The sequence below is a fragment of the Pseudoalteromonas sp. SiA1 genome (assembly GCF_018732205.1).
In the GTDB taxonomy this organism is placed as follows: domain Bacteria; phylum Pseudomonadota; class Gammaproteobacteria; order Enterobacterales; family Alteromonadaceae; genus Pseudoalteromonas; species Pseudoalteromonas tetraodonis.
The window spans coordinates 3195933-3220379 of the sequence record NZ_CP076084.1 but is presented as its reverse complement, the minus strand read 5'-3'; the positions used below and the strand labels follow the sequence as shown (position 1 = coordinate 3220379).

General features: G+C 41.1%; 23 protein-coding genes and 4 tRNA genes. 15 read left to right on the top strand and 12 right to left on the bottom strand.

All coding sequences use genetic code 11. From position 1 onward, the window contains the following. The first annotated feature begins 34 nt into the window (after positions 1-34). Positions 35-1516 carry an FMN-binding glutamate synthase family protein gene (locus KK487_RS15005; RefSeq protein WP_016899068.1) on the top strand — a complete coding sequence of 494 codons (1482 nt, stop codon included), beginning with the start codon at positions 35-37 and terminating at the stop codon, positions 1514-1516. Between the two features lie 70 nt (positions 1517-1586). Here KK487_RS15005 and mtnK read toward each other — a convergent pair whose 3' ends face one another. Next, a complete protein-coding gene (gene mtnK, locus KK487_RS15000) occupies positions 1587-2804 on the bottom strand; it encodes an S-methyl-5-thioribose kinase (RefSeq protein WP_249365139.1) in 1218 nt (405 codons plus the stop codon). Positions 2805-2934: 130 nt separating this feature from the next. Here mtnK and mtnA point away from each other — a divergent pair, with 130 nt between their 5' ends. After that, positions 2935-3960 carry an S-methyl-5-thioribose-1-phosphate isomerase gene (mtnA, locus tag KK487_RS14995; RefSeq protein ID WP_016899069.1) on the top strand — a complete coding sequence of 342 codons (1026 nt, stop codon included), beginning with the start codon at positions 2935-2937 and terminating at the stop codon, positions 3958-3960. Positions 3961-4023: 63 nt separating this feature from the next. Here the strand turns inward: mtnA and KK487_RS14990 are convergent, their stop codons facing one another. The 3 genes from KK487_RS14990 to KK487_RS14980 are packed head-to-tail and all read right to left on the bottom strand — an operon-like array spanning position 4024 to position 5863. Next, positions 4024-4566 carry a 1,2-dihydroxy-3-keto-5-methylthiopentene dioxygenase gene (locus KK487_RS14990; RefSeq protein WP_128583419.1) on the bottom strand — a complete coding sequence of 181 codons (543 nt, stop codon included), beginning with the start codon at positions 4564-4566 and terminating at the stop codon, positions 4024-4026. Then, on the bottom strand, positions 4563-5249 hold the full coding sequence (gene mtnC / locus KK487_RS14985) for an acireductone synthase (RefSeq protein ID WP_016899071.1): 687 nt from the start codon (positions 5247-5249) through the stop codon (positions 4563-4565). The genes KK487_RS14990 and mtnC overlap by 4 nt, the downstream gene beginning before the upstream one ends. Then, a complete protein-coding gene (locus tag KK487_RS14980; RefSeq protein ID WP_013466190.1) occupies positions 5246-5863 on the bottom strand; it encodes a methylthioribulose 1-phosphate dehydratase in 618 nt (205 codons plus the stop codon). Before KK487_RS14980 ends, mtnC begins: the two co-directional genes overlap by 4 nt. A 106-nt stretch (positions 5864-5969) precedes the next feature. Between KK487_RS14980 and KK487_RS14975 the strand changes: the two genes are divergently transcribed. Genes KK487_RS14975 through KK487_RS14965 form a run of 3 tightly spaced genes read left to right on the top strand, consistent with a single transcriptional unit; the run spans position 5970 to position 9356 of the window. Then, positions 5970-7112 carry a methionine aminotransferase gene (locus KK487_RS14975; protein ID WP_013466189.1) on the top strand — a complete coding sequence of 381 codons (1143 nt, stop codon included), beginning with the start codon at positions 5970-5972 and terminating at the stop codon, positions 7110-7112. After that, positions 7100-7873 carry an amidohydrolase gene (locus KK487_RS14970; RefSeq protein WP_016899072.1) on the top strand — a complete coding sequence of 258 codons (774 nt, stop codon included), beginning with the start codon at positions 7100-7102 and terminating at the stop codon, positions 7871-7873. The genes KK487_RS14975 and KK487_RS14970 overlap by 13 nt, the downstream gene beginning before the upstream one ends. Before the next feature lie 58 nt (positions 7874-7931). Beyond that, positions 7932-9356 (top strand): mannose-1-phosphate guanylyltransferase/mannose-6-phosphate isomerase, encoded by a 1425-nt coding sequence (locus KK487_RS14965; RefSeq protein ID WP_016899073.1) that lies wholly within the window; start codon positions 7932-7934, stop codon positions 9354-9356. Between the two features lie 89 nt (positions 9357-9445). Here KK487_RS14965 and KK487_RS14960 read toward each other — a convergent pair whose 3' ends face one another. From KK487_RS14960 to KK487_RS14950, 3 genes are all read right to left on the bottom strand, one after another. After that, positions 9446-11602 carry a response regulator gene (locus tag KK487_RS14960; RefSeq protein WP_013466186.1) on the bottom strand — a complete coding sequence of 719 codons (2157 nt, stop codon included), beginning with the start codon at positions 11600-11602 and terminating at the stop codon, positions 9446-9448. Positions 11603-11682: 80 nt separating this feature from the next. Then, positions 11683-12339, bottom strand: a complete 657-nt coding sequence (locus tag KK487_RS14955) for a helix-turn-helix transcriptional regulator (protein ID WP_008108518.1) — start codon at positions 12337-12339, stop codon at positions 11683-11685. Positions 12340-12552: 213 nt separating this feature from the next. Next, entirely contained in the window at positions 12553-12924 is a 372-nt protein-coding gene (locus tag KK487_RS14950; RefSeq protein WP_013466185.1) for a histidine triad nucleotide-binding protein, read from the bottom strand. 92 nt (positions 12925-13016) lie between these two features. On the opposite strand from KK487_RS14950, the gene KK487_RS14945 reads away from it, so the two are divergent. Further along, positions 13017-13619 carry a DUF2057 domain-containing protein gene (locus tag KK487_RS14945; protein WP_013466184.1) on the top strand — a complete coding sequence of 201 codons (603 nt, stop codon included), beginning with the start codon at positions 13017-13019 and terminating at the stop codon, positions 13617-13619. A 57-nt stretch (positions 13620-13676) separates the two neighbouring features. On the opposite strand, the gene KK487_RS14940 is transcribed toward KK487_RS14945, so the two are convergent. After that, on the bottom strand, positions 13677-15518 hold the full coding sequence (locus tag KK487_RS14940; RefSeq protein WP_096038836.1) for a M1 family metallopeptidase: 1842 nt from the start codon (positions 15516-15518) through the stop codon (positions 13677-13679). 142 nt (positions 15519-15660) lie between these two features. On the opposite strand from KK487_RS14940, the gene murB reads away from it, so the two are divergent. From murB to KK487_RS14895, 9 genes are all read left to right on the top strand, one after another. Continuing rightward, the gene (murB, locus tag KK487_RS14935) at positions 15661-16671 is read left to right on the top strand and encodes a UDP-N-acetylmuramate dehydrogenase (protein WP_096038835.1); all 1011 of its coding nucleotides are present in this window, start codon (positions 15661-15663) and stop codon (positions 16669-16671) included. Then, the gene (gene birA / locus KK487_RS14930; protein WP_024602235.1) at positions 16668-17660 is read left to right on the top strand and encodes a bifunctional biotin--[acetyl-CoA-carboxylase] ligase/biotin operon repressor BirA; all 993 of its coding nucleotides are present in this window, start codon (positions 16668-16670) and stop codon (positions 17658-17660) included. Before murB ends, birA begins: the two co-directional genes overlap by 4 nt. Continuing rightward, the gene (locus KK487_RS14925) at positions 17657-18355 is read left to right on the top strand and encodes a type III pantothenate kinase (RefSeq protein ID WP_024602234.1); all 699 of its coding nucleotides are present in this window, start codon (positions 17657-17659) and stop codon (positions 18353-18355) included. The genes birA and KK487_RS14925 overlap by 4 nt, the downstream gene beginning before the upstream one ends. A 126-nt stretch (positions 18356-18481) precedes the next feature. Then, positions 18482-18557 (top strand) — tRNA-Thr (locus tag KK487_RS14920). A gap of 39 nt (positions 18558-18596) precedes the next feature. Next, positions 18597-18681: transfer RNA gene (locus KK487_RS14915), tRNA-Tyr, on the top strand. 46 nt (positions 18682-18727) lie between these two features. Further along, a tRNA-Gly gene (locus KK487_RS14910) sits at positions 18728-18802 on the top strand. A 10-nt stretch (positions 18803-18812) separates the two neighbouring features. Then, a tRNA-Thr gene (locus KK487_RS14905) sits at positions 18813-18888 on the top strand. A 135-nt stretch (positions 18889-19023) separates the two neighbouring features. Further along, positions 19024-20208, top strand: a complete 1185-nt coding sequence (gene tuf, locus KK487_RS14900) for an elongation factor Tu (protein WP_013463851.1) — start codon at positions 19024-19026, stop codon at positions 20206-20208. A gap of 320 nt (positions 20209-20528) precedes the next feature. Further along, positions 20529-20669, top strand: coding sequence for a hypothetical protein (locus KK487_RS14895; RefSeq protein ID WP_164907914.1), 141 nt, complete (start codon positions 20529-20531; stop codon positions 20667-20669). A 158-nt stretch (positions 20670-20827) separates the two neighbouring features. On the opposite strand, the gene KK487_RS14890 is transcribed toward KK487_RS14895, so the two are convergent. The 4 genes from KK487_RS14890 to KK487_RS14875 form a co-directional block, all read right to left on the bottom strand. After that, positions 20828-21739, bottom strand: a complete 912-nt coding sequence (locus KK487_RS14890; RefSeq protein WP_036957063.1) for a hypothetical protein — start codon at positions 21737-21739, stop codon at positions 20828-20830. Positions 21740-21913: 174 nt separating this feature from the next. Beyond that, a complete protein-coding gene (locus tag KK487_RS14885) occupies positions 21914-23104 on the bottom strand; it encodes a dipeptidase (RefSeq protein WP_036957064.1) in 1191 nt (396 codons plus the stop codon). A gap of 60 nt (positions 23105-23164) precedes the next feature. After that, positions 23165-23410 (bottom strand): YheU family protein, encoded by a 246-nt coding sequence (locus KK487_RS14880; protein WP_008114225.1) that lies wholly within the window; start codon positions 23408-23410, stop codon positions 23165-23167. Then, entirely contained in the window at positions 23407-24399 is a 993-nt protein-coding gene (locus tag KK487_RS14875) for a hydrolase (protein ID WP_036957066.1), read from the bottom strand. Before KK487_RS14875 ends, KK487_RS14880 begins: the two co-directional genes overlap by 4 nt. Positions 24400-24447: the final 48 nt, after the last annotated feature.

The window sequence follows — 24447 nt, the reverse complement described above, 5'->3', positions numbered from 1 at the left end:
GACATCACGCTTTTTTAGCATTTAAGGATAAGTAATGAGTCAATTTATAATGTTCAGTATCGATGTGTTTGCCAGCTTATTTATTGTTGTATTTGGATTGCTGGTTATATTAATTGCTATTTTTTATGTTCGAGATGTTACCCAAACAAAGCATGCTATTAGGCGTAATTATCCAGTAATTGGACGTTTTCGCTACTTTTTTGAACGCCAAGGTGAGTTTTTTCGTCAGTATTTTTTTGCTCTCGACCGTGAAGAAATGCCCTTTAATCGCGCCGAACGCAGTTGGGTATATCGGGCTGCTAAAGATGTTGATCATACGGCTGCTTTTGGTTCAACCCAAAGCTTAGAAACGACAGGCACCGTAATGTTTATGAACTGCGCATTTCCTACCTTAGATGAAGAAGCCCTAGCGCCTAGCAACGTAACGCTTGGGCCTTATTGTAAATTTCCTTACACCACAAATTCGTTATTTAATATATCGGGCATGAGCTTTGGCGCGTTATCTAGTCCTGCTGTTCGTGCACTCTCAAAGGGGGCAAAATTAGCCGGTTGTTGGATGAACACGGGGGAAGGCGGACTTAGTCCGTATCACTTAGAAGGTGGTGCCGATATCGTGTTTCAAATTGGTACGGCTAAATATGGTGTACGCGACGAGCAGGGAAATTTAAGCACAGAAAAACTAAAAGCCGTTGCTGCACACCCAGCAGTTAAAATGTTTGAGCTGAAAATGAGCCAAGGTGCCAAGCCAGGTAAAGGCGGTATGTTACCTGGGCGAAAAGTGAATGCTGAAATTGCTAAAATAAGAGGCATACCTGAGGGGCAGGATTCAATTAGCCCAAATGGGCACCCAGAAATAAAAAATCCAAACGATATTTTAGACATGCTCACCACGATAAGAAGTACAACCGGTAAACCGACAGGCTTTAAAGCGGTAATTGGTGAACATGCTTGGTTAGAAAGTTTATTTGCCGAGATAAATCATCGTGGTATTGAGTCTGCACCCGACTTCATTACCATAGATAGTGCTGATGGTGGTACCGGCGCTGCGCCTCAGTCTTTACTCGATTCGGTGGGGTTACCGCTAAAAGAAAGTCTTCCTTTAGTTATTCAGTTACTAAAAAAGCATGGCCTTAGAGAGCGAGTTAAAATTATTGTCTCTGGCAAATTAATTGTGCCCTCAAAAGTTGCGTGGGCATTAGCACTAGGTGCCGACTTTGTTGTGTCTGCACGTGGACATATGTTTGCACTAGGCTGCATTCAGGCTATGCAATGTAATAAAGATACCTGCCCCACAGGAATTACTACGCATAATGAACGTTTACAGCGTGGTTTAAATGTTGAGGATAAAGCGCAGCGGGTCGCAAATTATAATAAATACATTCATTACGGTGCGGGGCTTATTGCACATTCTTGTGGCGTTACCAGTGCTCGCGAATTAAAACGCAAACATGTGCGTATAGTGCAAGAGAGCGGTCTTTCTGAGCCACTAGATAAAATGTACGAGCACTATCATTAAATATAGCTTAAAAGGCGCTTAAAGCGCCTTTTTTAATAAAATAAAGACTTAGTTTAGGGTCAAACAGACCCTAATTTAAATGGCTTATTAGCAAGCTGAAAAACGCGTCTTTAGTATCGCAAGTGTGGGCATTTAAAATCAATTGCTCACCCAGTGCTAATGTTTGTTTTTGTACGTTTAACCGTGCGGCCTCATCGGTAATGCCTTCTATATCAATTACATTAGCAAGGCCTATAGTGCGTCTAATTAGCTCTATGCCACAGTAGCCAATAGCATCTTGTAAAACATGTTTCATAAAATACTCTGCGTAGCCTGAAGCTTTAAGTGTCTCATCAGTTGTTTGCTTATTTATGAGCTCAAACCACTGTTGTTCAAATGTGGCGTAGCATTCAACCAATGTACTTAATAAATGGGTTTGATAATTACGACGTGCTACAAAGTCGTCAATGCGACCGTGCTGAGCACAGTAATTTAGTAGTAAGTTACCGATAAAAGATCCAATATCAAAGCCAATAGGGCCAAAAAAGCCAAACTCAGGGTCGATCATTTTAGTGGTAGTTTGATTAACAAAAATACTTCCGCTGTGCATATCGCCATGCAACAAGGTTTGTGGGTTCGATAAAAAGTTAGCTTTTAGCTTTGCTACTTCAAGTTTTAATGCCCCGTTTTTACGAATAGCCTCAACTTCAGTTTGTAATTGTGCCGGATAGTTGTTGCGTTCATGCTCTGTGTACGGATCGCTAAAAAATAAATCTTCAGTAATTTGGCACAGTTCAGGGTTGGTAAATTGGTTAATACGTGCTTTTTTATCTTGCGCTAATAAATAAAAATCAGAGTTATAAAAGCCCGTTTGGCTTAAATATACAGCTACGTGGTGAGCAAGGTTTGGAAATTGTTCAGCATTATTGTGCGCTGTACGCAAAATTTGCATATCACCTAAATCTTCTAAAATGGTCAGGGCTAAGTCTTTATTGTAATGTAAAACAGTAACCGTATGCGCAGGGCAAATAGCCCCATGATTAAGTAAAACTTCTGCCTCTATGCGTGCTCTATCAAGTGTTAATGGCCACGACTCACCTACACAACGCGCATACGGTAAAGCTTGCTTTAATATAATACTGTTGTTTTGCTCATCCGTAATTCTAAATACTAAGTTGAGATTACCGTCACCAAACTCATAAGCGGCAAGCGCTTGCCCCGGCTTAAAAAAGTCGTATTGATTAGATTCAATTAACGAATTGATGTAATTAATAGCGTGCTGTGCATTAAAAGCAACATAGTTAGTCATGGTTTTATTCTCAATAAAGATGCATTTAAGCATTCTATACCTTTAAATGTTTAGATGTCTACAAGTCTAACTTGAGAGTTCTTCAAAGTGGTGTAAAATAACCCTACGCACTTCTAATCTTTTGAGCCTTATGCAAAATTTAATCGCAAGCAGTTTAAAATATGAAAATAGTACGCTGAGCGTACTTGATCAATATTTGCTTCCTCATCAACAAGTGTGGCATGAATGCCACACTGTAGAGACCATGAAAGAGCTGATCATCAGCTTAAAAGTGCGTGGTGCGCCACTTATAGGCTTAGGGGCCAGTTTATTAATTGCTTATTTAGCTGAGCAAGGTATGACTAGAGACGCGCTTGCAACCGCCATAAATGAGCTAGAAGCCACTCGCCCAACAGCGGTTAACTTAATGCATTGTATGGCGGCGTTGCGCCAAGCGCTTAAACAAACTGATTATGTTGCCAGTATTGTTGCAACGGCTGAGCAGTTATTTATTGAAGACATTGAGCTATGTGAGCGTATGGCAACACGTGGTGCCGAGCTAATAAATAGCGGCGACAATATATTAACTCACTGTAATACCGGCGCTTTAGCCACTGCGGGCATAGGTACTGCATTGGGTGTTATTTATAAAGCACAACAAGTCCATGGCAATGTCCATGTGTGGGTGGATGAAACGCGCCCCTTACTGCAAGGTGGGCGTTTAACTGCGTTTGAATTGGAGCGTTGGCAAATACCTTACACGCTAATTTGCGATAACATGGCGGCCAGTTTAATGGCTGCAGGTAAGGTAGATAAAATTGTTGTAGGGGCTGATCGTATTGCTGCTAATGGCGACTTTGCCAATAAAGTCGGTACTTATAATTTAGCGGTGCTTGCGCATTTTCATAATATTCCATTTTATGTGGTGGCACCGGTTACTACGCTTGATGTAAAGACTGCCCAAGGTAGCGATATAGAAATAGAGCAACGTAATCCACAAGAAGTGCGTGGTGTTAGTGGTAGTTTTGGCGAGGCATTGTGGGCTCCCACTAATGCTAATGTATATAACCCCGCATTTGACGTAACACCCGCAAAGTTGGTTACTGGGTGGGTGTTAGATACCGGTGTTTATAACCAGAGTCAGGTAGAAAATGGCGTGCTCTTAAAGCTGAAGTAATTTTGCGATGCGTTTGGTCCACGTTATGTTTATTAGTGTGGACCAGGGTTTTGAATGATTAACTTACGGTAATAATGGAAAGTGCTCTGCAATCGGTGATTCCGTGCTTTGTGCTACCCAACCTTGTGTATTGTTAAATAGACGAATAGCGGTAAATTCTGGGACGCTACCCATATCAAACCAATGAGGTGTCAGTTCAGGTACTGAGATCAAATCGCCTTGTTGGCAAAGTACTTGGTACACTTTACTGCCAATGTGTAAGCAAAATAACCCTTGGCCTTTTACAAAAAAGCGCACTTCGTCTTCGCTGTGAGTGTGTTCAAATAAAAACTTTTTGCGTAATTCTGAAGCATCAGGGTTGCCTTTAGCTAGTGATATAACGTCAACAGTTTGATAGCCGCCTTGCTGTTTTAAGCGTTCAATATCGCCGCTGTAGGCAGTTAAAATATCATTATTACTGGTGCTTTCAGTGATCTCGGTATTTGCCTGCCATTGCTCAAAACGCACATTAACCTTAGCAAGTTCAGCGGCAATATTTTGAACGTCACTACTGGTCAGCAGTGCATTAGTGGCGTCAGAATCTGCAAAAATAGTGAGTTGGCTCATGCTAAATGCTCCGCTTTAAATTGGCTAAAATCGTTAATGTAGCTGTGCTTTGATGAGCTTTCTTGCCCATCGCGAATTAAATGTAAAGTTTTAAGCCCAGCGGTTTTTGCAGCATCAAGCTCTGCAACTACATCACTTAAAAACAATACTTCGTCTGGGTTAAAAGGCAATTGCGTTATTATGTTTTCATAGGCGCTTGGCGCTTGTTTGGCGCCTACTTTGGTATCAAAGTAATCACTAAATAGTGGGCGAATATCGCCAAAGTCAGAATACTGAAAAATTAAATGCTGTGCTTTCACAGAGCCCGACGAATAAACGTATAACTGTTGGCCAGCTTGCTTTTGTTGTTGTAAAAATTGATAAGCATCTGGGTATAAGTGACCAGTAAAATCACCGTTTTCATAGCCTGTTTGCCAAATTAAACCTTGTAATTGCTTAAGTGGCGTTATTTTTTTATCTTCTTCAATCCAAGTAAGTAAAGTGCTAATAACGGTGTCGATATCGGCATTAGGCTCGTTAATTTCAGCTTTTACAGCGCTAATTTGTTCTGCTACTTCAGGCTGTTCTGTGTGACCGCGCACAAATGCAGGCAGTTGTTGTGCGGCATAAGGAAATAGCACATCTTTTACAAACGAAATACGCGTAATAGTGCCTTCAATATCAGTTAGCAATGCTTTGATCATAGTGCGGTTCCTGTTATTTTTAAGCGTTCTAGCTCGCAACTAAATAAAAACTCTAATGCCTCTAAATGGCGGCGAACTTCATCAATGTTACGGCCAACAGCATATAAACCATGACCTCTGATCAATACGGCATGCTTAATTGGTGAGTGTAAGTGATGGTCGCTCACAAGTAGGCTTAAACGGTCTATATCTTGATCGTTATCGAAAATAGGGATGGCCAGTGATTCTAAGTGCGATGTAATACCGCTGAGCGCTTTTTGCATCTCGTAGCCGGTTAGTTCAAGCTGATGGCGTTGAATAATATTTGAAAGTACAGTTGCCGCTACCGAGTGAGTATGTAAAACATATTGCGCGTCAGGAATAAGTTGATACAAGCTCAAATGCAGTTGTGTTTCGGCTGAGGGTTTTATTGCCCCAGCAACACGCTCACCTAAATGATTTAATTGTAGAAAATGCTCAGGCATTAACGCGCCTTTGTCGTGGCCACTGGCTGTGACTACAAAGCCCGTGCTGGTGCGGGCTGAAAAGTTTCCACCTGTTGCGGGTACCCAACCTTTTTGACTGACCCATTTTCCGGCTTCAATAAGTTCTGAAATAGCGGTATTGTTTTGCATACATTCCTCACTAATGAGCATAAAGCTATTTTTTTAGACGGCTATACTTCTGTTTTAAGCAATGATAGCATCGCTTTGGGCGTAAAACCATCATTAAGGGTAACCAGTGTTTGAAAGTAAATTGCCAAATTTAGGCACCAGTATTTTTAGTCAAATGACTGCTTTAGCAAATCAATTCGAAGCGATTAATTTATCGCAGGGTTTTCCTGAGTTTGATGCTCCTGAGCTACTTAAAAAACAGCTTAATCATTATGTGCTTGAAGGAGTTAATCAATATTCACCTTCATCTGGTGTACCGCGCCTGCAGCAACAAATTGCCCAGTTAGCAAAACGAAAATATGCGGTTGAAATAGATGCCGCGCAGCAAGTAACGGTAACCTCAGGGGCAACCGAGGCGCTGTTTGTTGCCATTCAAGCGCTAGTGCGCGAAGGTGATGAAGTCATTGTATTTGACCCTGCTTATGACTCTTACCAGCCAGCGATTGAATTGGCCGGTGGTAAGTCAGTTAATATTGCTCTGCATGCTCCGAGTTATGTAATTGACTGGCAAACGGTGGCTGCGGCTATTAATAGCAAAACGCGGGCTATTATTATCAACACTCCACATAACCCAAGTGGTAAAACGTTAAAACAGCACGATATTAATGCCCTAAAAGCCTTAGTCATCGAGCATGATTTATACCTGATAAGTGATGAAGTATACGAGCATATTACTTTTGATAAGCAACCACATTTAAGTGTGTTACGAGATGAGGAATTGTTTGCTCGCAGCTTTGTGATCTCAAGCTTTGGCAAGACTTTTCATAGCACTGGTTGGAAAATGGGTTACTGCATCGCACCCGCTACACTTGCGGTCGAGTTTCGTAAAATTCACCAATATGTGACTTTTTCAAGCTTCACGCCTGCGCAACATGCACTCGCCGATATGTTAGAACAGCAAGGTGAGCATGTGGATGCGCTAAGTGAGTTTTATCAACAAAAACGCGATGTGCTCAGTAATGCTCTACAAGATAGCCGCTTTAGCATTTTACCAAGTGAAGGCACTTACTTTTTACTGCTTGATTACAGTGATGTATCGGATTTAAATGACGTAGAATTTTGCCAATGGTTAGCAGAACAAGCAGGCGTTGCAGCCATTCCACTGAGCGTGTTTTATCAGCAACCAAGCAATGATAAAGTTATTCGTTTATGTTTTGCTAAAAATGATCAAACCTTAATAGAGGCGGCACATATTTTATGTCAACTTTAACCTTCGCATTATTACAAAGCTCGCTGCATTGGCTCGATAAAAAAGCCAATTTAGCTATGTTTGAAAAACAGCTTGCTAATATCACCAATCAACCTGATTTAATTGTACTTCCTGAAACCTTTGCCACTGGATTTGCGGTTAACCTTGACTGTGGCGAAGCTGAAAATGGCTCAGTACTGAGTTGGCTCAAGGCACAGGCGAAGCACTATAATGCGGTAATTGCAGGCTCGGTATTGGTAACCCAAGGAAGTAAAAAAGCGAATCGGTTTTACTGGGTACAACCAAATGGAGAAGTGAGCTATTACGATAAACGGCACTTATTTTGTTTAGGTAACGAAGGCGAGTTTGTAGTGGCAGGACAAACGCGTGAAGTGTTTGAACTCAATGGGTTTAAAATATTGCCACAAGTATGCTACGACTTACGGTTTCCGGTGTTTCAGCGCAATAACAATGACTACGACGTGATGATAAATATTGCCAATTGGCCAGCAGCAAGGCGCAATGTATGGGACACTTTATTAATGGCACGAGCAATGGAAAACCTATGCTACGTGGTTGGCGTAAACCGGGTTGGTGAAGATGGCAATGGTATTGCTCACAGTGGTGGAACTGCAGTGTATGACTTTAAAGGTGAGCCACTGATTAAAGCGAATGACGACCAGCAAGCACTACTAACAATCATGTTAAATAAAGCGCCGCTTGATGAGTTTAGAGCTAAATTTCCGGCACATTTAGATGCTGATGCTTTTACATTGGTATAAATTAGCGCCCAGCCGATAAAGTGCTAAAATAGCCGCTGATATTTTTATTGGCGGCTTTATGAATACAACCCTTATTACACCGGTAATTTTAGCTGGCGGCATTGGCACACGGCTTTGGCCGCTGTCGCGCCAAGCAATGCCAAAGCAGTTTTTATCTTTGCTTGATAATAAAAACCAGCAGTCGTTATTGCAAAGCACGTTAGTGCGTGTTGCAACTGAGGACTTTAATCCCGCTATTTTGGTCTGTAATGAGCAGCATCGATTTATTGCCGCGCAGCAGGCAGCATTTGCAAAGCCCCATGCCATAGTACTTGAGCCAGAAGGCAAAAATACCGCACCAGCCATTGCCCTTGCCGCGCACTATGCATTAAAAAATAATATTACAGGTCCTTTGTTGGTGATGCCTGCCGATCATTATATTGAAGATTTTATGCCATTAACTGCTCAGTTATCTGATGCGGTGACACTGGCTGAGCAAGGTAAATTAGTTACATTTTCAATTACGCCAACAGAGCCGCATACCGGTTATGGCTATATCAAACAGGGCACAGCAATTATAGGTACTGCTTGCTTTGAGGTAGACCAGTTTAAAGAAAAACCTGATTTAGCAACTGCATCAACCTATTTAACTGAGGGCGGTTATAGTTGGAACAGTGGAATGTTTTTATTTACTCCCGCTGCATATCTAAAAGAGCTGGAACGCTTTGCGCCAAAAATAGCTAAAAGTGTTGCTAGTGCCACTGATTTTAAACAAGACTTAGCGTTTACAAGAGCAAATACTCATGCACTTGAATCTTGCCCAAGTGACTCGATTGATTATGCTATTTTAGAGCGTAGTAATAATGTGGTGGTAATGCCCGTTGCATTAAATTGGAGCGATGTGGGTAGTTTTTCTGCACTCGCAGCGTTGAGTAAAAAAGATCCACAGGGTAATAGCCCACACCAAGAACATATCGCCCAAAACAGTAGTAACAACTTAGTTATTAGCGAAGATGGACACACAATAGCGACGTTAGGGGTAAGCGATTTAGCGGTTATTCATACCCACGACGCCACTTTAATTGCTGATCAAAATGCGCTTGATGCCCTCCCGTTATTACTCAAGCAATTGACAACAACACATAATAACAAACTGACACACCATCAGGTGGTTTACCGCCCTTGGGGAAATTATCGTACGCTGGTAGAAAGTATCGGTTTTAAAGTAAAAAAAATAACCGTTAATAGTGGGGCTAGGCTCTCAACGCAGCGTCATCAGCATCGCGCTGAGCATTGGGTTGTGGTGTCGGGCACTGCAGATATATGTATTGACCAGCAAAGCTTAACGCTGACCCATGACCAGTCTTGTTATATTGCTGCAAAACAGCTGCACAGTTTAGCGAATAATCAGCCCGAGCCCTTAGTTGTTATTGAAGTGCAAACGGGTGCCATTTTAGATGAAAGCGATATAGAGCGATTTGACGATATATACGGCAGAAAATAACAGTATAAATAGTGAAAATGCTTGATTATTTGTCACTGCAGTAAAACTTGGTAGCCCGTAGCCCGTAGCCCGTAGCCCGTAGCCCGTTTTTACCCTAGTCCTTGCCGTACATACTTTAAATACGCCTCTAAACTGTGTTGCCACAGTGTGCTGGCTTCATTTAACGAGTTATTTAATGGTTTTTTATCTAGTAAGCGTCGCTCAATTTTTTTTAGAGCTAGTCCATAGCTATTAAAACCAAGTTGCATAGCGGTGCTAGCTTGGCGATGTAATAACTTAATGCATTGCTCGGTGTCTTGCTCTAATAAAGCTTGGCAACGGCTCAGCTTATTACGAGCAGAAAGAATAAATTCATTATAGATAGAAGATACTTCATCAATACTAAAAGAGCTTGTCAGGGTGTCTGTTGCGGTTTCATCGTATAACGTATCAATCAGCTCGACAGCAATATTAGCTGTTTGTGTTGACTGTGAATCACTCAATGCTTGGCGTAGTTTCTCTTGCTTTAATGGCTTGCCAACAATGTCTTTAATACCCAGTGCTAAGTATTCTTTTATTTCATCAGGGCTCAAACTGGCAGTAAAGGCCAGCACCGGCGTTCGCTGATTTTTATGCTCCACCCGTTTGAGAGTTTTTAGTACCTGTTGCCCTGTTAAATCGGGTAAGTTCATATCAAGTAGCACCACATCAAAGTGGTATTTTTTCATCAACTCAATCGCACTTTTGCCATCTTTAGCGAGCTTAATTTTATGCTCGTCGTCAGCCATAAATTCAACGGCAATTTTTTGGTTCAGATCTAAATCTTCAACAAGTAATACATCGAGTCCGGTTAAATAGTCCTTACTTTGATGGCGTTGCTCTACGAGACTAAGCTCACCAATAGCTAACGTCATGTTAAAGCTAAATACACTGCCTACTCCCAGCTCACTGGTAATTTCTAGCTGGCTATTAATTTTATCGAGAAGGCGACTGGTTATAGCTAGTCCTAGACCTGTTCCGCCTTTTTCTTTACCGGCACTGCTTTGAATGTAGGGCTCAGTTAAATAATCAATTTCATCTTTTTCAATACCAGGGCCTGAATCGAGTACGCTTACTTTAAGGGTATGATCTAGCTGGGTTTCATTAATTAAGTCTATTTGTACTTTTACCATCCCCGTATCGGTAAATTTAATCGCATTACCGACAAGGTTAATAATAATTTGTCTGAGTTTTTGTTGGTCGCAGTAGTAACAGGCTTTGTCGGGGATATTACAGGCGAGCTCAAATTTAAGTTGTTTTTGTTCGGCCAGAGGGCTTAACAGCAAACATAAGTTTTGCAGCCACGTTTTAAACTCTATGTCTTCTTCGTACAGGGCTTCGTCGTGCTGATCTAAGCTTGCATATTCCAGCACTTTATCTACCAGTAAGTTGAGTGACTCAGCTGAGTTGATAATGGCCTCACAATAGGCTTTGTTACGGCTGTCGCTGGTTTGATTTAATACCAGTTGTGCACTGCCTAATATGCCGTTTAGTGGTGTGCGTATTTCATGGCTGATGGTGGATAAAAACAGTCCGCGAATTTCTAAATCTTTATGAGCTTTTTCGGTGAGTTTATTAAGTCGTAATTCCCTGCGCTCATTACATAACAACGCCATACCTGCAGCATAGAACATGGGGGCAATAACACTATTTAAAAATAACAGTGAGTTAAACCATGAATTTAAAATGGCATCCTGTTGTGCAATGTCATCCATAAATAGGCTTCGGGTAATAAAACTTGCTGCAACTAAAGTTAAAATAATTATGTAAACAATACTGGCGTTAGGGTAGGGTTTTCGCGCATATTTTATAAATATAAATAATAAAAAAGTGGCCTCTACAATATGCTGCAAATCAGAAATATATACCCGTGAGCGCATTGAGGGCTGTAAAAATGTGAAATAAACAAGCAGCAAAGCGCTGAGCGCTGTAAATAGGCAAACAAACTTAAGGCCACGACCATGATAATTTAAAAATTGACTCAGTGACAAACAATGCACAATAGAGGCTAAAAACATCATGTTATTAGCAAGGGTAATGGCAATCTGATCAGGAATTTTGCCTATTAGCGCAAAACTAACAATGGCAGCTAATAGCAGTAAAGGATAGAAAATATAAAGTAACGTGCCGGGAACATGCTTATTGGTACGCCAGGTTAAAAAGTTCAGTAGCGTCATCACTGTCATAACGGCGATACTGGCAAAATAAAGCGTAAATGAGTCGAGCATTAAGACCCCAACAGCGTTTTTTAAAGAAGATATAAAAACAGGCACTTAAAGTGCCTGTATGGTATTTATTCAAACAAACGTTAACGAATTTCGTCAGGAATGTTTTGTTGTGCCCAAGAAAGTAATTCAATACGGTTACGACATTTAGTTTTTCTAAATGCACTGTATAAATGAGTTTTAACCGTATGCGGGCTAATACTTAACTCTTCAGCAATTTCTTTATTTTTAGAACCATTACTCATTAACGAGATAATTGCTTTTTCACGCTTCGTTAGCTTTATTGGTTCAATATCACCATCAGTTAGCTTATGCAGGGCATCTTTATTAAATTGCAGCATGCGGTTAAGCGCATTACACATAATGTCACGACGATACCAAAGCTGATCTTCGAGTAATAAACGAATCCCTTTCATGAGTACATCGGCATTATCTGTGGTGTAAAATACACCACGAATACCGCTAAGTAATGCGCGATTAGCAAGCTCTGGGTTTTCATCTAAATTGAACAACACAATATCGCACTTGATGCGTAAATTAACGAGTTGCTCTTTTAGCTTTGTCCATGCGTCTTTACTTGATGTTTCAATGAACAATAAGCGAGTACCTACCGGAACATCTAAAATATTTGTACCCGTAGTTACGTCAAGGCCTTGCGTTTTTAACAATGGCTCTAAAACGTTAATACCAATAGTGTTAATTGGTTCTTCATCTAACAACAAAAAGGCTGAACTGCTCATGTTTTTTTACTCTTTTATAAAGCTGGCTAATTAATTTTACCACAATCCCTACACACCTTTTGTATTAGAAAATCATTATTTCACTGGAGAAAAGGTGCGATTTCCGATTATTTAAACATAAAATGTTGCAAATAAGTAATTGTTTTTTTTCGTGTAGTAAGAAAAACGCCGTATTTTTGATTTTTTTAAACTAATCTAAGATTTAACTAAGCACTATAGCGCCGTTTTTTTAGTTTCTTGGTATGGAGGCCAGCCCATTTCTTTACCTGCGAGCATATGTAAATGTATGTGATACACAGTTTGGCCACCATGTTCATTACAGTTCATCACAACGCGGTAGCCGTCATCGCTAAAGTTGTGTTGCTTGGCCAGTTTTGCGGCGACCGTGTATAAATTACCAACTAAATGTGAGTTTTCATTATTTATATCATTTATAGTGGCAATTGGTTGCTTGGGAATAATTAATACATGAAATGGCGCTTGAGGATTAATGTCTTTAAACGCTAGCGTGTCATCGTCTTCGTAAATAATATCTGCTGGAATTTCGCGATTAATAATTTTAGTAAAAATAGTCTCTTGGCTCATAATGATGACTCTAATTTATTTGATTAATATATGTGTCACTAATGACAAATTTTGCTAGCAGTGTCAAACTGAAATCAACTAAAGGAGTAATTATGCGTAAATCAATATTATTAGGCAGTGTAGCGGCGCTCTTAGTGAGTGCATCGAGTTTGGCAGAAAATATTCACTTTCCTGAGGAATTTGTTCCTTTGCAAGTGGGTGAACGAATAATTGAAAGTTCGCTTTTTAGTCGTGTTGATGATGTTGAATTAGCACCGGGTACTTATCAGCTAAAACTTAAATACACAGATTTATATGACTTAGGTTATGACGATCATGAAGTGATTGAGTCAGAACCTTTTTGGGTGAATGTAACCATTGAAGCGGGTAAAGATTACACCTTAGTATTTAATCGTGCTGAAAATGCGGTAGCGGCAAAAGTATTTGCTGAGGCACCGCAAGTGAGTTTAAAAGCAAAAGGCAGCACCTTAGCTAAGCCATTAAATATTATTGCCGAACGACAAGTTCAAAGCGCACAGTTTAACCAGCAAACAACAGCAACCCCAGCGGGCCCGCAAAAACCGAGTCGTCCCATTAAACCGATTACGCCAATTAATGGAAAAGGCATGCCAAGTGCGGCAAATATGCTCGACTTTTGGTGGCAACAAGCAACGCTCGCTGAAAGGCAGGCTTTTTTAGATAAAGTAACAAAATAATTAAGCATTAAAAAAGGGCCAAATTGGCCCTTTTTAGTTTATTGGTAACGCTATTATTTATTCAAATAACGCGTCAATGGTACCTTGTGCAAGTGGGTGATAACCCGGACGTGCTTTTAAGTACACGCTTTGTGCCCAGCCTTTTTTACCATGTGTAATAAGTGCTTTGTAAAGTGGCACTATTAGCTTACGACGACCAATACCCGATAAGTGTTTATCAAGCGCAGGGTAAATCGGTTGGTAACCGTTACCCACTGCTAGCATGTACCATGCAAATGCGCGTTCTGCGTTAGTTGATTGGGTTAAGTTAAACTCGCCGTCTAATTCAGTCATTTTTTCAATGCTTAAATCGCGCGGTAGGTTATTTAAAAAGTGCAGCCACTCATGCACTGTCCAATTTGCAGTAGGTAATTGTGCGGCAGTTGTATCCCCCTTTAACCATGCTTGTGTTGCAGCATCTACTTTATCGAACGCATCAGAGGTAGGGTTAGGTGCATCACTTGGTAAACCTGGCTCAAAAATCCACTCGTTCACTTTATCCATGCTCACTACACCAGGGTACTTTTCAATTAAGTTAGCTTTGATGTAAGTCACAAATTGCGCAGTGGTTAGCGATTTAAACGCAAATTCATTAAAGTAAGTTTTAACAAAGTCATCAAACTTATCACGGCCATATTTTTCTTCTAGGTAGATTAAAAATAGCTGACCCTTTGTGTAAGGCACTGAGCTAAACGCATCATCCGGATCGCGGCCATTAAGTTTTAAATTAAGGCGAGTGTCTGGTGCATCAATGGTTTTAAGTTGCGCACGCAGACCAGCAGCATCAAGCGCTTGCTCCATTACTGCACGGTCGCGACCAAATACTTCTTCCATAATGCGGTTTTCAACGTAAGAGGTAAATCCTTCGTTTAACCATAAGTCTTCCCATGTGGCATTGGTTACTAAGTTACCAGACCAAGAGTGAGCAAGCTCATGTGCAATCAGGTTAACTAGGCTTTTATCGCCAGCAACAACGGTTGGGGTAATAAATGATAGACGCGGGTTTTCCATGCCACCAAATGGGAAGCTAGGCGGTAGCATAAGTAAGTCATAGCGACCCCAAGCATATTCACCATACATCGCATTGGTTTTGTCGATCATCGCTTGGGTGTCATTAAACTCAGCAACTGAGGCATCCAAAATAGTCGGTTCAGCAAAAATACCGGTTTGTTTAGACATCGCTTTAAATTCTAAGTTACCAGCACCAATCGCAATTAGGTAAGGCGAAATTGCTTGTGGCATATTGAAGTGGTAATCACCGTCTTTATAAAGGGCATCTTTATTATCGGCACTCATTACCGCACGCACATCTTCAGGGGTATGAATACGTGCAGAATAAGTCACACGCATTGCTGGGGTATCTTGCACAGGGATCCAACTACGTGCATGTATCGCTTGCGATTGACTATACATAAACGGGTGCGTTTTACTGGCTGTTTGCTCTGGCGTTAACCACTGTAAGCCCGACGCTTCTGGGCGACTGTTGTAGTAAATACGGACTTTTTCAGCTTGGCTTTTAAATGTAATGGTTAGTTTTGAGCCTTTAACATCGTCGCGATTAGCAAGGTTAAAACTGGCTTTATGCCAATTGCCATTGGCTGTTTGATACATCACTTTATCAATATCAAGATCGCGGGTATCAAGTACTAGCTTTGTGCTTTTCGCGTTTTGCCATTGTAGCGTATGCTCAACAAAACCTTCTAATTGCTTATCGGCAAAGTCGATGTCTAAATCAAGGTTTAAATGCGTGGTGATAACATCATCAAGGTTGGCGTAGGAATTTTGATCAATAGCGCTAGCCATTACTTGCGAGCACATACCGGCCATAGCGAGGCTTAAAAAAAGAGGTTTGATTTTCATAATTACCTTGAGTACAAATAAAAAAGTACCCGTTTTATAACATGATTGCCACAGTGGGTTGAACAATTTTTACAAGCTGATGCGCAATTTGCGACGATGAGTTAAACTAGAGCGATTAATTACTGGTACCTTTAGGACCCTTGTGGCGCACTCATTACAACCCCTACATACATTTGCATTAAGTAGCCAATGCCAAAATTTTATTGAGATCACCGACTCAGCGCAGCTTCAAACTCAGAGCTTTAACGCGCCTTTTTGTCTGTTAGGGGAGGGCAGTAATACCATTTTTTTAAATGATTATGCTGGCACGGTTATTAAAATGGCGACCCAAGGAATTAATATTACTGAACGGGAAAATGATTTTTTAGTCAGTGCGGCTGCCGGTGAAAATTGGCATCAATTAGTGACTTACTTGCTTGAGCAAAGCATAGCAGGGTTTGAAAATTTAGCACTCATACCTGGCACAGTCGGTGCTGCGCCAGTGCAAAATATTGGTGCCTACGGTTTAGAAATAGCACAATTTATAGAAGCTGTTGACTATTTTGATATTAATAGCAACTGCTTCAAATCTTTAACTAATCAGCAATGCCACTTTGCTTATCGTGAATCGGTTTTTAAACACGCGTTAAAAAATAAAGCGGTGATCACCCAAGTGCACTTTAAACTGCCAAAAATATGGCAACCAGTACTCAGTTATGGACCGCTACAACAACTAAAAAACCCGACGCCACAGCAAGTATGTGAGCAGGTGATACAAACACGCAATAGCAAACTCCCAGACCCTTATAAACTAGCTAATGCTGGGAGTTTTTTTAAAAACCCCATTATTACGAATGCTGCGTTAGTGCCGTTACTTGCGCAGTTTCCTGAGTTACCTCATTACCCACACGGAGCCGGTCATCATAAAGTTGCAGCGGGGTGGTTAATAGAGCAAGCGGGATTAAAGGGATATAAGATTGCCGGTATTGAAGTGCATCAGCAGCAAGCTTTGGTGCTCGTTAACCATGGTCACAGTACAGGGGATGATTTGATCAGCATGATCACCCATATTCAAAACACTGTTTTAGCGCGCTATAACATAAACTTAGAACACGAAGTGCGGTTAATTGATCAACACAATGAATGCCATATCTCTTTGGAGCAATCAGCATGAAAGCACCTGATGGAAACAAGCTGGCTATTTTAAATGCGCTTAATAAAGGCGGGTTTGTCTCTGGGCAAGCTTTAGGAGAGGAATTAGGAATTAGTCGTGCCGCTGTTAGTAAACACATTCAAAGCCTACAAGCTATGGGCTTAGATGTATTTAAAGTTACAGGTAAAGGCTATTGCTTAAATAACCAAGTAGGATTACTTAATCAGGAAAAAATACAACAGCTTTATGCTGAGTTAGGGCAAAATACCGCTAATATTGAAGTGCAGCCGCTCATTGATTCAACCAACAGCGAACTAATGCGCCGCATTCAGGCTAAAACACCACTTCAGTCGGGCACGGTAATCGTTGCCGAAATGCAGCAAGCAGGTCGGGGGCGTCGAGGGCGTGTATGGCAATCGCCATTTGGTGCCAACTTATACTACAGCTATTTTTGGCGATTAGATGATGGTTTACAAGCCGCTATGGGTGTATCGATTGCGGTTGGTTTAGCGGTGTATGATGCGATAAAAGCACTTTATGGTATTGATGTAGAGTTAAAGTGGCCAAACGACATTTACATAAACAAACAAAAGCTCGCTGGCGTATTAGTTGAATTAGACGGGCAACCACAAGGGCCCTGTCAGTTGGTGATAGGAATTGGTATTAATTTAAATATGCCACAAAGTGCAAGTCAGCACATTGACCAAGCATGGACAGATTTAAGTCAGCACACCCAGCAGCTAGATAAAAATCAATTAGTAGCTTCATTAACTTATTGGTTAGAGCAGCGCTTAGCGCAATATCGCGAGAACGGCTTACAAACTATGTATCAACAATGGAATGCATTAAATGCGTTTGCAGGCGAGCAGGTAGAGCTTAATACTGGGCATCGTAGTTGGCGTGGCATTTGTGAAGGTATAGATGCGCACGGTGGTGTACGTATTCGCCAAGACGGCGAAGTAAAAAGTTATTATGGCGGCGAGATTTCATTAAGAAAGGCGCAAGCATGAGATTGTTAATTGATGTAGGTAATACTTCACTCAAAGCCGTATTGTGGGAAAACGGGCAAATACAGCCATGTGATATTAATAATATTTCATGGCAGCAAATTACGGTTGTTATTTACGCTTGTGTTGGTCGTAGCGAGTTACTTAAACAATTATTAGCGCAAGCCAAAACGCATAATATTGATTGTTTTGAGGCTACGGTTAGTAGTGAGCTTGGTGGGTTGCGCTGCGCGTATCAGCAAGTAGGTAATTTGGGTATAGATAGATGGTTGGCGCTTATTAGCGGTTATACGCTTTACCCTAATACGGCTGCTATTGTTGTTGATGCTGGCACGGCTACTACTATAGACGTTCTCAATAATGATGGGCAGCATCTAGGAGGCTGGATATTACCTGGGCTTGATTTAATGACCTCATCACTCACTCAAAATACTCAGCGGGTATTTGATGATGCAAACACGCCATTTGCTAATGAGCTTGGAAAAAACACCCCTAATGGGTTAAAAAACGGAGCCTTAGTGGCAACTATGGGTGCCATTGAGCAAGCAAGATTGCATTTAAAGACAAAAAATAGCCTCTTAATTTTTGCGGGTGGTTATGGTCAGCTGTTACAAGGGCATTTTTCACAGAGTATTTTCGACCCAATGCTAGTAATGAAAGGCTTAAATTACTGGTATGAGTTAGCTAAAAAGAGTTAAAAACAACAAAAAAACAGCTTTTTGCGCGAATAGTGAGCATTTGAAGCATTAAATCACATTTTTTTTAATTTTTTGGTTGCATCCCAATAAACCTTACTCTAGAATCTCGCCCCGTACTAAAGCAGTGCCGACTTAGCTCAGCTGGTAGAGCAACTGACTTGTAATCAGTAGGTCAACCGTTCGACTCGGTTAGTCGGCACCACTTTCCTTTTACCGGAAGTGCTTAGTAAAGAATTATCGTGGAGGGGTTCCCGAGCGGCCAAAGGGATCAGACTGTAAATCTGACGGCTCAGCCTTCGCTGGTTCGAATCCAGCTCCCTCCACCACTTTATTCTAGACGGTTAGAGGTAGTTTAAGAACAGGTTCCTTAAAGCGGGCATCGTATAATGGCTATTACCTCAGCCTTCCAAGCTGATGATGCGGGTTCGATTCCCGCTGCCCGCTCCAATTTGATGATGCTGATATAGCTCAGTTGGTAGAGCGCACCCTTGGTAAGGGTGAGGTCGGCAGTTCAAATCTGCCTATCAGCACCAGTCAATCGAATCGCCTTAAACACTTCCTTTATCTGTCAGAAAAAACTATTTGAAATTTGAAAAAATTAACTTAATCTACCTATGGTGGATTATTTTCATATGTAATCTAGATACACAAAACTGATAGGTTCCGTCATGGCAAAAGAAAAGTTTGAACGCGTAAAACCGCACGTAAACGTTGGTACAATCGGCCACGTTGACCACGGTAAAACTACACTAACTGCAGCAATCACTAACGTACTTGCAAAAGTATACGGCGGTGTTGCTAAAGATTTCGCATCAATCGATAACGCTCCAGAAGAGCGCGAGCGTGGTATCACAATCTCAACTTCACACGTTGAGTACGATACGCCTACTCGTCACTACGCACACGTAGATTGTCCTGGTCACGCCGATTATGTTAAAAACATGATCACTGGTGCTGCTCAAATGGACGGCGCTATCTTAGTAGTTGCTGCGACTGACGGTCCTATGCCACAAACTCGTGAGCACATCCTACTTTCTCGCCAAGTTGGCGTTCCTTACATCGTTGTATTCATGAACAAATGTGACATGGTTGATGATGAAGAGCTACTTGAGCTAGTAGAAATGGAAGTTCGTGAACTTCTTTCTGAATACGACTTCCCAGGTGATGACTTACCACTAATTCAAGGTTCTGCACTTAAAGCACTTGAAGGCGAAGAGCAATGGGAAGCTAAAATCGTAGAGCTTGCAGAAGCACTAGATACTTACATTCCAGAGCCAGAGCGTGACATCGATAAGCCATTCATCATGCCTATCGAAGACGTTTTCTCAATCCAAGGTCGTGGTACTGTTGTAACTGGCCGTGTTGAAGCTGGTATCATCAACGTGAACGACGAAGTTGAAATCGTTGGTATCAAAGAGACGACTAAGTCTACTTGTACTGGTGTTGAGATGTTCCGTAAGCTTCTTGACGAAGGTCGTGCTGGTGAGAACATTGGTGCACTTTTACGTGGTACTAAGCGTGAAGACGTTGAACGTGGTCAAGTACTAGCTAAGCCTGGTTCAATCAAGCCACACACTACATTCACTTCAGAAGTATACGTACTTTCGAAAGATGAAGGTGGTCGTCATACTCCATTCTTCAAAGGTTACCGTCCACAGTTCTACTTCCGTACAACTGACGTAACAGGTGACGTACAGTTACCAGAAGGCGTAGAAATGGTAATGCCTGGTGATAACGTTAAGATGACTGTAACGCTAATCGCGCCAATCGCGATGGACGAAGGTCTTCGTTTCGCTATCCGTGAAGGTGGCCGTACTGTAGGTGCTGGTGTTGTAGCAACTATCGTAGAGTAATAATTAACGTTTAAGTTAATTGTTAGAAAAAGGTCACTTAGGTGGCCTTTTTTAATGGCTGCGATTTACATCATGTGAAGGTGGCGCAGTTACCTTAGGCGTAGGTGCTTTGTAGCAACGTTCAACGAGTAATAATTAGCCTAGCTAATTAATACGAAAAAACCCGAGCTTAGCCTCGGGTTTTTTAATGTCTGCAATTTACTTCATGTGAAGGTGGCGCTCTTACCTTAGGGGTAGGTGCTTTGTCGCAACGTTCAACGAGTAATAATTAGCCTAGCTAATTAATACGAAAAAAACCGAGCTTAGCGTCGGGCTTTTTAATGTCTCAAGAAAAATACAGGTTTCAGGTATTAGGTGCGAGGCTTCAGGCAGAGCAAAGCGGTATTAATTTGATCATCGTAGCATGGGTTGAGTTTTATCGAACTCAGAGGATAAAGCATGAAGGTGGCGCACTTACTTAGGCATCGGTGCTTTGTAGCAACTATCGTAGAGTAATCATTAGTTGTAATGCATTAAGCATTAATAAAACCCGAGCTCAGTCTCGGTTTTTTTATGCCTGAGGTAAAATGTAATTATTAATGTTATCGCTGTAACAAAGTAGGAGTATGGACTTAATTAGTTAGTAACCAGCATTCTTACGTAATTCATCAAGCATATCTTGGTTACCCATCATTTCGTCAAGCGTTGCCCTGACTGCATTGTCAGAGGTATTGTCATAAACTGAAAGTAGATGTTGCGCCATTTGCTTCGTATAACCACCTTGTTTATTTTGAGCTTGGTAGTATTGCGCCATCAACCCTTGTGCAGCTAAGCGACGGATATAATCATTCGAGTCTTGCTCTAACAAGTTTGTAAACTGCTCTGCAAGGCGGTAATCAAGTACCGGTGTTTGAGTTGATAACTCAACAGCTTGAATTTTAAACTTTTCGTCACTACTGTTGTTCGCTAAATTTAAAATGTTACCCACTACTTCATAGTCATACTCAGGCATAGTAGATTTATTTAGAATATACATATTCATTTGCAGTTGGCTCAGTGCAGCTAACCTATTTAAATCAGAGATGCTTGGATCTAAAGTTTGCTCTCTTAATTGAGAGTTTATTTGTTTAGCATAATCAGGTTCTGATTTGATCCTTAAATCATAGTCTTCTGGTAAATCTGCATAAAAGCTATAAAGAGGATTTTGCTCACGTCGTTTTTCATCTTCTTGCTGCTGTTTTTCCTCTAGTACGTCAAGAACAAGCTCCTTAAATTCGTCGGTATCTTGTTCTTGATAAGAGTCATTAGCGTGCAGTTTTAAGTTTGCTATTTTGCGTTGTAGCGAACTTACTTTCTTGCTTAGTTCGTCAATTAGGGCTTCATTTGATTGCTGGTATTCTGCAGGAGTACTAATAGAAACTGTGGAGCTTAGCTGTTGCTGGTTGGGTTTATTAAGCGAACTGGCCTGATCTTTAAAAAATGTTCCGTAGCATGAAATTACCAAGGCAAGTGTTGCTATAGCAATCGCAATAGTTCCTTTGTTTATAGTCATAAAATAATCAGCCTCTAAAATGGGTAATTTATCTGTTTTCGAAATATAAGTCTGTTAAAAAGTGTGTTAAATGAGGGTTAAATATACGGGTTAATTAAGAATGCGGGGCGTGAGTGGCGAAATACGGTGTTTAAAGTGGCTATAAGCGCTAGACCTAAGCCTAGCGCGTAAAGCTTAATGAGATTTTGCGTATTGCTCAGCTTGCTTCCACACTCTTAGCGTATTGCCGCTTAAAATCTTTTTAATATCGCTATCGCTGTAGTCTCTGTCCATTAAACCTTGAACTAGATTGGGGTAGCTAGACACATCTTTTAAACCGATAGGCAGTGAGTCACCTACGCCGTCGTAATCAGAGCCAATACCAACATGCTCTATACCAATTAACTTCACAACGTGATCAATATGATCAAGCACTTGCTCTAAGCTTGCAAATGGGTAAGGGTTTTTAGCGCGGTACATCGCATCAAAATCTTTACTTAACTTAGTACCATCTTTTTTTACCGCTTCTTTTTTACTTTTTAACTGTTTGCCCCACGTACCTGCTTTAGCAGTAACAAAGCTTGAACCAAAGTTAATTTGAATCACACCACCGTTCTTTTTAAGAGCTAATAACATGTCGTCATTCATATTACGCTCAAAACCTGGTGTGTATTTACGTAGTGATGAGTGTGATGCAATCACAGGGGTGTTAGACAGTTCCATCACTTGATAAAACGCATCGTCCGAGATATGAGACACATCAATCAGCATGCCGATGTTATTCATCTCTTTTACTAGTTCTTTACCAAATGGGCTTAGGCCTTTCCACTTGCGACGAATATCGTATGATGAGTCAGAAATATGGTTGCTTTGCGAGTGTGCAAGGGTGATATAGCGCACACCACGGTCAAAAAAATGCTGTAGGTTGTTTAAATCGCCTTCAATGGGTGAGCCGTTTTCCATGCCCATAGCAATCGACATTTTACCTTGCTTAAATTGTGCTTCGATATCGCTTGTTGAGCTGGCAATGGCAAACTTGTCAGGTGCACGTTGTGCTATTGCTTCCATACCATCAATAAGTTGATTCGCTAATTGAAAGCTTTTGCCTTTGCCTTCAAACTCTAAATGAGCAGGAATATAAATCGACATAAATGGCGCGTTTAAACCGCCTTTTACTGCACGAGGGTAATCAAAATCGCCGCCATCAGTAGCTTTAGTTACATCAGCCCATTTTGCGTGAATACGGTAAGGTACATCAATGTGGGTATCGATTAAAATGGTATCGTGTGCAAGCTTAATTGCTTTATCCGAGGGAGTAATTTCTGCGTGTACTGCACCTGTTAATGCAATCGACATTGCAATAACTATTGAGCTTAGTTTTATCATTTATAATGGCTCTTTAAGTTAAAAAAGCCATTGTCTATTTTTACGCCGTGTCTGACAAGTTTACTCGTCGAATTGCGCTTCACTCTGTAGTGCTTTGAATTCACTTTTAGAAATTATGGTGACCGACTCATGTAGCTCAGAGAAAAATACCATAGCTTCGCCGCTTTTTAATTGCTGATTTACTTGCGCTACTTTACTTTCAATACTGAACTCTTGTTCGCCATAGTCAGTGCCTTCGCGCAAAACGTAGCTTTCAATTAGGTTGTACAGTGTGTCTTTATCAAGTTGTTCAAAAGGAATAATCATAGCCACTCTTTATCGGTGTTATTAAATACACATTGCTTAAAATAATCAGGCACCACTTGCTCTAACCAAAACACGGGTTTAAATGGGTTGTTACCGCTAATAAAACCTACGTGGCCGCCCCTCTCTGAGATGCGCAGCGTAACATGCTTACTTACATCCTGACTACTTGGAACTGCTTTAATCGACAGCATAGGGTCGTCTTTGGCATGAATAATTAGTGTGGGTGTCGCAATATCTTTTAAATACGGCATAGCACTGGCTTTTTTGTAGTAGTCGTGCGCATTTTCAAAGCCATGTAGCGGTGCTGTAAGCTGGTTATCGAACTCTAATAAATCGTCAATTTCCATTAACTGATCGGTGGTGATCGGTATCTGCTGTTTAATTTGTGGGAGTTTGCGTTGCATCGACTTTTTCATCCGATCGAGCAAATATTTTTGATAAACTTTACCTAAGCTTTTACGAATAACATCACTGGATGATGACAAATCATAGGGCGCAGATATCACAGCGGCTGCACTAAGCGGGCAGTGAATGTGTTCTTCCCCTAAATATTTAGCCAGCACATTACCACCCAATGAAAAGCCGACAGCCACAATCGGGCGCTTTGGAAATTGCTGTTTTAAATGGTTTATAAAAAAGGCTAAATCGGCAGTGTCGCCACTATGGTAGGCTCTTGGCAAGCGATTGACTTCGGTTGAGCAGTTTCTAAAGTGCATTAGCACCACTGCAAACCCTTGCTTTTTTAATGCTTTCATCATGCCTTTGGCATAAAAACTATTTATGTTGCCTTCAAGTCCATGAAGTACCACTGCGAGCGGCGCCGTTTCGTTATGCGGGAGTGACCAAGCAAGCTCAATAAAGTCACCATCGGGTGTATCAAGTTGCGCAAGTTCGTAGCGAGTATGGTGAAAAGGGCGAAAAAAACGCGGCATTATGGTTTGAACGTGTCGGTTGGTCATCCACCATGCGGGTTTGAACTTAGGGATCATGTCTGTACTACGCACTTTGCAATAAACGAAGCGCTAGTGTAGCAAATT